The sequence below is a fragment of the Paenibacillus antarcticus genome, assembly GCF_001637225.1.
Classification (GTDB): domain Bacteria; phylum Bacillota; class Bacilli; order Paenibacillales; family Paenibacillaceae; genus Paenibacillus_AQ; species Paenibacillus_AQ antarcticus.
Genome location: NZ_LVJI01000029.1, coordinates 41411 through 52449, shown reverse-complemented (window position 1 = coordinate 52449; position 11039 = coordinate 41411). Strand labels below are relative to the sequence as shown.

14 protein-coding genes and 1 pseudogene are annotated in these 11039 nt (G+C 39.5%); all 15 read right to left on the bottom strand.

Annotation, left to right across the window (positions count from 1 at the left end; genetic code table 11):
- Nucleotides 1-135 precede the first annotated feature (135 nt).
- Nucleotides 136-993 (bottom strand): copper amine oxidase N-terminal domain-containing protein, encoded by an 858-nt coding sequence (locus PBAT_RS18705; RefSeq protein ID WP_068651757.1) that lies wholly within the window; start codon nucleotides 991-993, stop codon nucleotides 136-138.
- A gap of 764 nt (nucleotides 994-1757) precedes the next feature.
- Nucleotides 1758-2798 (bottom strand): NADH:flavin oxidoreductase, encoded by a 1041-nt coding sequence (locus PBAT_RS18700; RefSeq protein ID WP_188016954.1) that lies wholly within the window; start codon nucleotides 2796-2798, stop codon nucleotides 1758-1760.
- 205 nt (nucleotides 2799-3003) lie between these two features.
- Nucleotides 3004-3579, bottom strand: coding sequence for a TetR/AcrR family transcriptional regulator (locus PBAT_RS18695; RefSeq protein WP_068651755.1), 576 nt, complete (start codon nucleotides 3577-3579; stop codon nucleotides 3004-3006).
- A gap of 182 nt (nucleotides 3580-3761) precedes the next feature.
- Nucleotides 3762-3974, bottom strand: a complete 213-nt coding sequence (locus PBAT_RS26415) for a hypothetical protein (RefSeq protein ID WP_420848798.1) — start codon at nucleotides 3972-3974, stop codon at nucleotides 3762-3764.
- A gap of 155 nt (nucleotides 3975-4129) precedes the next feature.
- Nucleotides 4130-4606 (bottom strand): hypothetical protein, encoded by a 477-nt coding sequence (locus PBAT_RS18690; protein WP_068651753.1) that lies wholly within the window; start codon nucleotides 4604-4606, stop codon nucleotides 4130-4132.
- A 749-nt stretch (nucleotides 4607-5355) separates the two neighbouring features.
- Nucleotides 5356-6132 carry a sulfite exporter TauE/SafE family protein gene (locus PBAT_RS18685; protein WP_068651751.1) on the bottom strand — a complete coding sequence of 259 codons (777 nt, stop codon included), beginning with the start codon at nucleotides 6130-6132 and terminating at the stop codon, nucleotides 5356-5358.
- Between the two features lie 66 nt (nucleotides 6133-6198).
- On the bottom strand, nucleotides 6199-6426 hold the full coding sequence (locus PBAT_RS18680) for a sulfurtransferase TusA family protein (RefSeq protein ID WP_068651750.1): 228 nt from the start codon (nucleotides 6424-6426) through the stop codon (nucleotides 6199-6201).
- 53 nt (nucleotides 6427-6479) lie between these two features.
- Nucleotides 6480-7613 (bottom strand): MBL fold metallo-hydrolase, encoded by a 1134-nt coding sequence (locus PBAT_RS18675; protein WP_068651748.1) that lies wholly within the window; start codon nucleotides 7611-7613, stop codon nucleotides 6480-6482.
- Nucleotides 7614-7693: 80 nt separating this feature from the next.
- A complete protein-coding gene (locus PBAT_RS18670) occupies nucleotides 7694-8089 on the bottom strand; it encodes a DsrE/DsrF/DrsH-like family protein (protein WP_068651746.1) in 396 nt (131 codons plus the stop codon).
- Between the two features lie 16 nt (nucleotides 8090-8105).
- Entirely contained in the window at nucleotides 8106-8669 is a 564-nt protein-coding gene (locus tag PBAT_RS18665) for a sulfurtransferase TusA family protein (protein ID WP_068651744.1), read from the bottom strand.
- A 49-nt stretch (nucleotides 8670-8718) separates the two neighbouring features.
- Nucleotides 8719-9018, bottom strand: coding sequence for a rhodanese-like domain-containing protein (locus PBAT_RS18660; RefSeq protein WP_068651765.1), 300 nt, complete (start codon nucleotides 9016-9018; stop codon nucleotides 8719-8721).
- A gap of 5 nt (nucleotides 9019-9023) precedes the next feature.
- Nucleotides 9024-9371: a rhodanese-like domain-containing protein gene (locus PBAT_RS18655; RefSeq protein WP_068651742.1), complete on the bottom strand. Its 348-nt coding sequence runs from the start codon at nucleotides 9369-9371 to the stop codon at nucleotides 9024-9026.
- Nucleotides 9372-9385: 14 nt separating this feature from the next.
- Complete coding sequence (locus tag PBAT_RS18650; RefSeq protein WP_068651740.1) at nucleotides 9386-9862, bottom strand: DsrE/DsrF/DrsH-like family protein; 477 nt, start codon at nucleotides 9860-9862, stop codon at nucleotides 9386-9388.
- Between the two features lie 60 nt (nucleotides 9863-9922).
- Nucleotides 9923-10183 carry a metal-sensitive transcriptional regulator gene (locus PBAT_RS18645; protein ID WP_068651738.1) on the bottom strand — a complete coding sequence of 87 codons (261 nt, stop codon included), beginning with the start codon at nucleotides 10181-10183 and terminating at the stop codon, nucleotides 9923-9925.
- A 150-nt stretch (nucleotides 10184-10333) separates the two neighbouring features.
- Nucleotides 10334-10977, bottom strand: a pseudogene (locus PBAT_RS18640) (rhodanese-like domain-containing protein); the annotation flags it as partial.
- Nucleotides 10978-11039: the final 62 nt, after the last annotated feature.

Genomic DNA, 11039 nt, shown 5'->3' with positions numbered 1-11039 from the left:
CAAGCTATTAGCTGGTATAGTTGAACAAAGGTAGCCGATCTAATGACCGGCTACCTTTGTGTCTTTATTGAGCTATCGTGTCCCGTTAGTTCAATGACCGGAGCGATAACTGTACGCTTCCCCAGTCTGTATCATTTACATTTCCGTACTCTTCATCAAACCGTTTTGTTCAGCTGTTTTCATCAATTTAGCAATGGAATCCAGCGCAGTCTCGCTGAACTTATACCATTGCCCCTCCACAGCGTCAAAAATCAGCGCTTTCGGATAGTCTGCCAATTGTTCTTCCGTGAATCCGTTGAGCCCAGATGGATCACTCAGAATATAGGGATCAAAGCGTTGGACACTATTTCCTGCCGCGTCCAGAAAATCATATTGCCCGGTTTTCGTATTCCACCCTAAAGTATCCCAATTTTCATACCACCCATAATTCGTCGGAGCATCCACCTTAGCACCTTTATTCGACTCAAAGAGCGCATAAATCTCTTCGTTATAACGCTTGCCACTGAACTGCTGCCTGTAGCCGCCTATTATCATGTGGTATTCATATTGCAAAGTTGTCACTTTCACTCCATTGATCATCAAGGGCGCGGTAACGACCGTAACCGTACCGTTGCTGTAATTGACCGTACAGCCGAACGTTTCCGCTAGAAAGCGAAGCGGAACGAGGGTGCGATTATTTTGGATGTACGGCTGCACATCCAACTCCAGTGTCTTTCCATCTTTCACTGCGGTGTTGCTGTTCAGTTGCAAGGTTATTTTCATGTCATCTCTCGTAATCGTCACTTCCGAGCCCGACCAATCGACCACAGCCTCCAGATTTTCGCTGATCACGCGCAAAGGCACCATTGTACGACCGTTCTTCATCTCAGTCTGTACATCGGATGTGATCGCAACGCCATCCATGATAATCGGATGACTCTCTGCCGCATGAACAGGCACCGATGCAGCAATAAGGCTTAGAGCAAGTGCAGTGCTAAGAATAATTTTTTTCATTGTGTGAATTCTCCTCGTATATAGATTTTGCAACGTGCGATTAAAATCGCATGCTGATACTTCCTTACCGTTAATTACGAGACCACTCATCACGACAACTGTTATAATGAATAAAATGATAAGCTTCCTAACTGCTCCATTTTTCTATACTCCGCGCATAAAATCCCAAAAAATTCTCATGCCCATATTTTACCACAAAGACTAATACGCAAATATTGATGATTTTGTTGCGTAAACTGCCCGTTAGCTTAATCATCATCGTCCACCGGAACATATTCTTAGCCTATTTCGGTTAACGGTACACAGTCTTGTCATCCAACTAATGCCGTGTTGTCGGGTACATATGATTCGAACCTACTTTGGTCCCTTAAAAAACAAAAAAACGCTAATAAGCGGTATTTAATGAAATGTTATTGTTGTCACCTGTAATTTGTAAACGTCTCGGGCTTGACTCCCTGGCTAACGGTACAAGTTCTTGTCCATTTTCGGCAATAGGTACAAGTTCTTGTCTCGAGCAAAGGACAAGAACTTGTACCCATAAAATTAAAAAAGCCCGCCTAGCGCGGGTTCCAATAGGTATATGTTCTTGTCCTCTTACACTTAAAATGGGCACCGGCAATCTCGAAGTGTTCATTCTTTAAGACTGCTGTGCCCTCCGTCTATGCAGTACAACACTTACTGGAAACAAAAAAAGCAGTGGTGGACCGCTATTTATGGTCTACCACTGCTTTTTATAGATGAATCACCAACAACTATAAATTCAATTAAGTCAGCTCCATCATCGCATCTCTTGTAAATGGAAGCAAATCATCGGTACGTCCTTCTTGAACTTTTTTAGCCCATGCAGGGTCGACCAGAAGAGCACGTCCTACAGCAACCAGATCAAACTCATTATTCTCAAGTCGTTGCACCAAACCCTCGATGCCGACGTTGGTTGCCCCTTTACCTTCCGTGAACAGACTTGTAAAGTCACCATCAAGACCAATCGATCCAACGGTGATTGTCGGTTTGCCAGTCAGTTTTTTGGTCCATCCAGCAAAATTCAGATCAGACCCTTCGAATTCCGGCTCCCAGAAACGGCGTGTGGAACAGTGGAAGATATCTACTCCAGCTTGAACCAACGGTGCGAGAAGTTGCTCCAGCAATTCCGGTGTTTCAGCCAGTTTAGCCTGATAATCATCTGTCTTCCACTGAGATAAACGCAGTACAATAGGGAATTCCGGTCCGACTACTTCACGGCAAGCCTCAATCACTTCAACTGCAAAACGTGTGCGAGCCATCATATCTCCACCGTAACGATCCGTACGTGAATTGGTTTTCTCATATAGGAATTGGTCGATCAGATAGCCGTGCGCTCCATGGATTTCAACACCATCGAACCCAATACGTTTCGCTTCAGAGGCTGCTTTTGCGAATTCCTGAACGATTGTAGCAATTTCAGCTTCCGAATAATCATTAACATGACCTTTGGCTCCCATATGCCAGATCTGTGGAATAATTCGACCGCCAGCTTCATGTACTTCAGATACAACATGTGCCCAGCCATTCATTGCAGCTTCCCCATAAAAATGCGGCACATTCGCTTGATTGGATGCATCCGGGTGATTAATTATCGTCCCTTCCGTCACAATAAGCCCCACTGCGTTCTCTGCTCTGCGGCGGTAATAGCTAGCAACATTCAAACCCGGGATACCGTCCGGAGAAAATTGACGCGTCATCGGCGCCATCACGATCCGATTGGATAACTTCAAGTGACCTAACTCTATAGGTTGGAACAATGCTTCTACGGATTGAGAATAATTCATAATAACCTCCACATATTTCGTTTTATATAAGTTGACCTAGGAGATGTTAAACAGCAACCAGCCTGGTTAACAGCTAGACGTTACTTCCAAATGAATCAATACACGATTTTTATCGAAAAGCCCCACCTCCTTCAAGGTTTCATGGTGTATTAATCCGCCTTAAATTATTTTTGACTTCGTAGTCAAGAATTTCACAAAAAAAAGATCAAGACATGATCATGCCAAATGAAGTACGCAGAACCGTCTCGATCTGTTCACGGGATGAACCTGATTTCTCCATAACTCTCACACCAAGAATGGTGTTATTTAGATAAGATGCAAGCTCTATACTCGTATACCGGTTGGAAATTAACTGTTGTTTCTGGCCACTACTTATGATCTTCTCTAATACCAGTTGAACCTCCTCTACCATGAGCTCAGCTTCGCGTGTGACCTGCTCGTCATCTGTTCCGAATTCGAGTGATGCATTCACAATTAGACACCCTTGGCAGCCAGTTTCATCGTCTAAAAGGGAATATCGTAAGGCATCCAGTTTATCACCGGGAGACGAATCCAGGGCTTCAATTTCCTTCAGTTTCGCTATAACCTGTTCACGGTAAAGTGCCAGCGCCTTCAGGAACAACGATCGCTTGTCTTTAAAAACACAGTACAAACTTTGCTTTTTGACTCCTGTAGTACGCGTAAGGTCCTCATAAGAAGTTGCTTTGAAGCCTTGATTCCAGAACACTTCCATAGTCTGGTGTAATACACGATCGACATCAAATTCTCTTGGTCTACTCATGGGATTAATATATCAATTATTGACCATGCAGTCAATAACTGATCATTTTACATCCTATTTGAAAGAGGATGGTTACAATGGATAAACATAAATTTTTATATAAATGAACAAAAGCACCGATCCCCCCAAAGTGTGAAGACAGGTGCTTCATATGTCCGTTTTTAAACGGTCCTTCCATTAAACTAAGCAAAAAAGAGAATGGTGCTATTTAACTTAACTATACAGAGGTAGCTCCTTCTCTCACTAACTGTTATAGCACCCCAGCTTATTTGAATCATTTGATTTAAATTATCCTCATTCATTTCCACAACCCCATTGAAATATTGTTTCACAAAATTCCTCAAGGGATCCAACGTGAAAATAAGTAACAGATTATTATCAACTTGTTTGAAAATATGCTGTTACTTGCCCTTGTGCTCGATAAAGAAATTTAGAAAAAACAGGTTTCCGTAGCGCCTACTCATCAATGTATATCATTCAACTATAGTGTCCCGTTAGTGAGGATATTAGATTATTATCTTTATGACAAAAGCTAGGAAAATCTTCTAGTTCAATTAACTTCGAAGGTAAATGTTTGCTTGTACTTTCTTCCGTCTATAGCGTGCCCTTTACTTATTATGGGGTTATCCTGCCATGAGATAACAATCTCTACATGATTAGATTTAGCAGATACCGGAAAATTCGTATGCGAAAATGCTTCATTTCCAGAGGAAACCGTTCCAACAAGAGTTGAAAATAATCCAAATTTTGTAGGAGACTCTGGATCGTTTCTATACCCTTCAATGGTTATATTATGAAGTGTTTCTCCAGTATTTTTTATTACTAAGCTATACATATTAGCAATACCAGGCTTAGGTTTTGCCATACCTTGTTCGTTAAACATGGGATGGTCAATCTGAACTGACCATTGTTCTGTATTTTTTATATATGGATCTTCCATTTTGAGGGATCGAGCTTCTACATTGTTTACTGAACTAAACAATAAGCAAAATATCAAGAGAAAAAAACAAGTTACTTTCTGATTCATATATATCCTCCATTTATTTTTCAAATATAACCTTAGTATGGAGAATAGATCGATAATTATTACAAAAAAAGAAAACTCAGAAACATGATTCATCTATTACACATAACTGCCCTTTAGCTTAATCATCATAGTCCACCGTAATTTTATTCTTGAACTATGTCGATTAGCATTAGATATTATATTGTCTTCCGACAGATGCCGTGTTGTGGAGTACGCTTGATTCTAACCTACTTAGAACGCTTAAAAGCGTTGTTTAATGAGACATTATTGTTGTCATTCGAAATTTGTAAACATCAGGGACTTGACTCCGCGGCTAACGGTACAAGTTCTTGTCTCGAGCAAAGGACAAGAACTTGTACCTATAAAATATAAAAGCCGCGCCTAGCGCGGATTCCATTAGGTATATGTTCTTGTCCTCTTACAAGATTCCACCTCACGGTGGACACCCTTGCCTTAAGCTAATGGCTACTACTGCCTTCACCACTCGGAACTTAAACCCTAGATAGCACCATGCTGGGCGCACTAAAAAGATGACGCCTGTAGAATACAGACGCCATCTCCTTCAAGTTTCCTAACTTTTTTACAATATCCTTTACATAGGGTACAGTTTATATTTACTAGGGTAGGACTTAATCATGGTGAAAACTTTCACTCTGGTAGAATCATGATCATACATCGATTACCTTTATATTTGGCAATAATGCTACATCCCCCTGCGTTAGTAACAAGTACTAAATATTTAACTTACTTTAGAATAAATCAATCCATATTTTAATAGCAGTAGCTAAAATCAATACCGCTAAAATGGCTTGCAAAGCCTTCGCATTCAATTTTTTACCAACTTTAGCACCCAGTGAAGCTGCAAGAAGACTCGCAACAATCATGATAATTGCTGGCAAGTAATCGACTTGCCCTGTCATTAATTTACCAATACTCCCTCCTATAGAGGAGATAAATGTAATGGCTAAACTCGTAGCAATCGTCATTCGCGTTGGAATTTTTAGCACAACTAGCATAATGGGTACAAGTAAAAATCCACCAGCGGCACCAACAATGCCTGACCCTACTCCAACTATTAACGCTAGAACTACTGCTAGTGTTTTATTAAATGTTACTTTATCTAATGGATTATCATCGATATGTTTTTTCGGTACAAACATCATGATTGCTGCTATTGTAGCGAGTATCGCATACACAACATTTACAGACTGCTCCGATAAATAAGACGAGCCAAAGCTACCAATAAAGCTTCCGAGTAAAATAGATCCACCCATGTAGATAATCAGTGACTTATTGAGATAGCCACCTCTACGATAAGCCCAAACTCCCGCGATCGATGCAAACAATACTTGGACCGCAGTAATACCTGAAACCTGATGAGCTGTAAAGGCTGCTATCCCAAATAGTGGCGGGATATATAAAAGCATTGGGTAATTAATAATAGCACCCCCAACACCAAGCATCCCTGATACAAAAGAGCCGATAAAACCAATTAATAATATGACAACAATAAATGTGATATCCACACGTTACCCTTCTTTCTAATAACGATGGCGGGCTTCGATGATCGAAAACCCGCCTAAAAGAACCAATTACGCTTTTTTTATATAGAATTTAAATACGCCGGCGTCTTCCGATTGTTCTAAAATTGTATGTCCACCTGCATTTGCCCAAGCTGGAAAATCTGCAAGTGCACCTTTGTCAGTTACATGAATCTCTACTACTTCACCTGAAGCAACGGAATCCATTGCCTTTTTTGTTCTAACGATTGGCATAGGACATGCTAGTCCTTTTGCGTCTACTACTTTGTCTGCTTTCATTTTAAATAACCTCATTTCAATTTTTTGTATGCTATTTATTTCATGTTAATGAATTAACGTACTGCACAACGGTTTGGACCAATTTCCATTTCGGTTTGTTCATCATAATCTGGAGTAATTTTCCCCATATTTACTTGACGAATTTGCTGATAAGCATTCGGTTGTGGTGGTAAATGATCGGTTACTATACTACGGAATTCACGCTCATCTTCAATATTCAAACCGTGATTATCAGCGAGTAAATCACCTAATCGTTTCGCAACCGTACCATCTTCATTCAATTCATCGATAATCATAAAATGTGCTGGTAGAACAATTAAGTCCTCTGCAAGTCCTCGATAACGACGATATAATGTATCACGAAGATCCCCTACCCAATCATCCGCAAGGCCAGCTAAGTCAGGACGACCAATAGAATCAATGAATAGAATATCACCTGTTAATAGATACTTACCGTCTACTACAAATGAAGTTGATCCAATGGTATGACCTGGTGAGTATAGTGCACCTACATCAATGTTTGAAGCACCAAGTTGAACCGTTAACCCATCCTCAAGCGGCGTATAATCAAATACGACTTCTTCTGCATCCTTCGAAGGCAAGTAGTATGTTGCTCCAGTAGCCTCTGCAATAGAACGCCCTCCTGAAATATGATCGGCATGTAGATGTGTATCAAATACGTGTTTAATTGTAACGTTCTTCTCTTGTGCAAAGCTTGTGAATACTTCAGTAAATCTTACGGCATCAATCAGTGCTGCTTCACCCTCAGAGATGACCATATAGGACAGACAACCTTTTCCTAAACGTACAAATTGATATAATTCACCGTTACCTGAAAGATCCGCTACTTTTATTGGCTCTAAGTAACCACTCCAAGATTTCATACCACCTTCTAAATAACTTAGTGATAGGGTAGTATCAGCTTCACTCAACATTTCAGCTACCATAATGGATGAACCTTCTTTAGCGCAAACAACTAATATATCTTTGTCCGATGGAATTTGAGGCAATATGCCCTCTACACCATCCAATAATTCGAAATAAGGAATATTTAGATAATCGAATTGATGTCCTTCGATTTTCCAGTCTTGGAATGCATCTGCATTACGTACATCCAAAATGAATAGTGATTGATTTTCAATGACTTTACGAGCAACATCAGCTGCTGTCCATTTTGTTACTGTCACTCACATTACCCCCATAGGTATATTTTTTTGTTTTTTTTAGTGAGAGGATAGACCCTCTCACTAAGTTTGTTGCTCATACTCTAAAAAGTTAATGTTGGAGCAGCATCTTTTGCAAATTCTAGGAATGTAACTGCTCCACCAACATCAATATTATCTACAAAGTCTTCCTTTGTTAGATTCATTACATCCATAGTCATTTGGCAAGCGATGAATTTCACACCCAACTCTTGTGCCATTTCAACCAGTTGAGGAATCGCTGGAATATTAGCTTTAGCAAATCCCTCTGCCATAAATTCTTTGCCAGCTGGCATGGGAAGTCCATGCATACCTCGCTTATGAATTAAATTCAACCCTTCAAATGTAAAGAAAATGGCTACTTCTTTGTCAGAGGCTGCTGCTGCTGTTGCGATATTAAATACTTTATATGCGTCGAAAAGACCACCGTTACTTGAAATAATTGCTACTTTGTTTGACATGTTGAACCTCCATAAATTATATTGATTTGGTTAAGTCTCCATTCCAACCTGTCATACCTGGTAAGACGTTATACACTTTTTCAAATCCATTGTTTGCAAGCTTTTGTGCTGCAAGATCACTGCGTTTGCCAGTACGACAAATTACATAGATTTCTTGACTTTTATCTAGCTCATTCATGCGTGATTCTAGTTCACCCATGGGTATTGATTGTGCCCCTTTGATATGACCAAATGCATATTCCGCGTCTTCACGTACATCTAGAATGTATCCACCATTTGCTGCACGTGATACAATCTCTTCATTAGCGATGGTATGCTCATGTGTGTTTTCTATCAGAGTGTCATTTGAACATTTACGAATGTAATGATATAACACATCTTCATCTTCTGTTGTACCTATATATTGGTGACCAACTGATTCTGACCAAGCTGCAATGTCAGCTTTAGAACCTTTATCTGTTGCTTGCACTTCTAAGATTTGACCTTCTTCTAGATTGTTCATTGCCTTTTTCGTTTTGACGATAGGCATTGGACAAGCTAGGCCTTTTGCATCTAACATAACATCTGCTTTAACTGCCATTCTGAATCCCTCCTAATACCCCACGGTGTATTTTTTTGCGCAAATTTTTTTACTGTTCAACTTTGCCTTCCCAAGCCAACATACCACCGACCATATTGGTAGCGTTATAGCCTTGGTAATTCAGAAATTCAGTAGCTTGCCCGCTACGTCCACCCGAACGACATATGATAATGTACGGTGTATTTTTGTCTAGCTCAGGTAAGCGAAACTCAAGTAAGCCTAAAGGAATATTGATACTTCCAGGAACGTGACCTTCTTGTACTTCAGACACCTCACGAACATCAATTAGATTCAGTTTATTCCCATTTTCTATGCTTTGTTGTACTTCTTGAACTGTAATCTCTTTCATTTCCCTCATCCTCTCCATGCATTCATGCCACCACGGACGTTAGTAACCTTATCATATCCTAATTTCATAAGTTGTTTACATGCCTGATTGCTACGCATTCCACTTTGACAAATCACTACAATTTCCTTATCCTTTGGCAGCTTTGACAAATCAGACCCAAGTGGAATATTGTTGAACTGAGCAATATGACGACCTTTGTATTCACCTGAAGTTCGAACATCAACAAATACTTTATCTTTCTCAGTTAACACCGTCTTCAGTTGTTCAGCTGTAATTGCCTTTATACCTTTCGTTGGCAACTTCCGCCAAATGATAAACAAAATGAGGATAGCAATAATAATGGCTGCCTCCATGTTTCACCTCCTTATCAGATAAATAGATTGACATTACCATTTTCTGCATCAGCAAGATAAGCTGCTACCCCCGCATAATGCACACCATCTAATAGTTCTTCCTTTTGTAAGCCTAATAAATCCATCGTCATCGTACAGGTTATTAACTTAATATCTTGCTCTTGAGCCATTTCAATAAGTTGTGTTAATGACAACGCATTATGTTTTTTCATAACATGCTTGATCATCTTCGGACCCATACCCAGCATTTGCATGTTGGAGAGACCTAGCTTTTCAGCACCACGAGGCATCATTTTACCAAACATTTTTTCTAAGAATCCTTTTTTTACTTCAATGGGTGCTTGTTTACGTAATGCATTAATTCCCCAAAAGGTATGGAAGATTGTTACCTCATGATCATAAGCCGCAGCACCATTGGCAATAATATAGGCAGCCATCGCCTTATCATAATCTCCACTGAATAACACAATTGTCGTTCTTTTCTTTTCCATTTCGATCTCCTTTACCCATACTGGTATGGGTATTTATTATTTAAAAATATAAAGCCGAGATTATCGGCTTTTTACGAGTAGATTTACGGCTTCTTGGATAGACTCATTCATTTTGGATTGATCGCCTTCCGCATTTTGCACGCATTCTACTAAATTCTCACTTACAATGACACCAATCGTATGATCTAATCCAGATCGTACAGCTGAAAGTTGTGTAATGACTTCTTTGCAATTTTTCCCTTCATCCATCATACGTAAAATACCTCTTAATTGCCCTTCCATACGTTTGACACGATTTATGACTTTGCTATCGTATGTCATACACACACTCCCTTCTTATTTATATTCGCTATCGTTCTTACACACTCATATTATACCCTATAGGGTATAAAGTCAACATCAAATTTCAACCAGTAAGCTTACCAAAATACTTTAGATGTTAACCCGCAGCATTTGTCCATATTCCATTACTTATTTAAAGTTATACTTTGTCACTATAGATTCTCGCTCTTTAGTAACATCATTGAAATATTCATACAAACAAATACCAAGGAAAGATCCTGAAACATTAATAGCATTATGGTATCCACTATTCCTTAGAGCCATTACTGCGTTATAGCTTCTTTGTGCTGAGCGACAGTGAACATAGACTGGAACATCTGAAGGGATTTCATTCATTCGCTCGCGTAGTTCACTTAATGGAATGTTTATCGCATTAACCAAATGTCCATTCGCAAATTCTTCTTTTTCGCGTACATCAATAAATACTTCATTGTTTTCTACTAGATCACGCACCTCTGAAACATGGATTTGTTCAAAACGATCGTATAGTACGTTTAAAGCTACTAAAGCAGCCAGATTAACAACATCTTTAGCTGTACTGAACATCGGTGAGTATGTTAACTCTAGCTCTTTCAAATCCTCTAGTGTTCCCCCATCGTAATTAGAGTTGCAATAACGTCGATTCGTTTGTCAGCATTTCCTTTTCCAATAGCTTGTGCTCCTAATATTTTTCCTGTAGGAACCTCAAACACTAAACTTAAATGAAGTGGGTTACTATTGGGTATAAGACCTACTTTTTCATTTATTTCTGTAAATTCACATACTAAATCAAAATTTGAATACTTGATGAACATGCATATATAGACGGATCACTAGGAACATTTTGTGAGGTTTT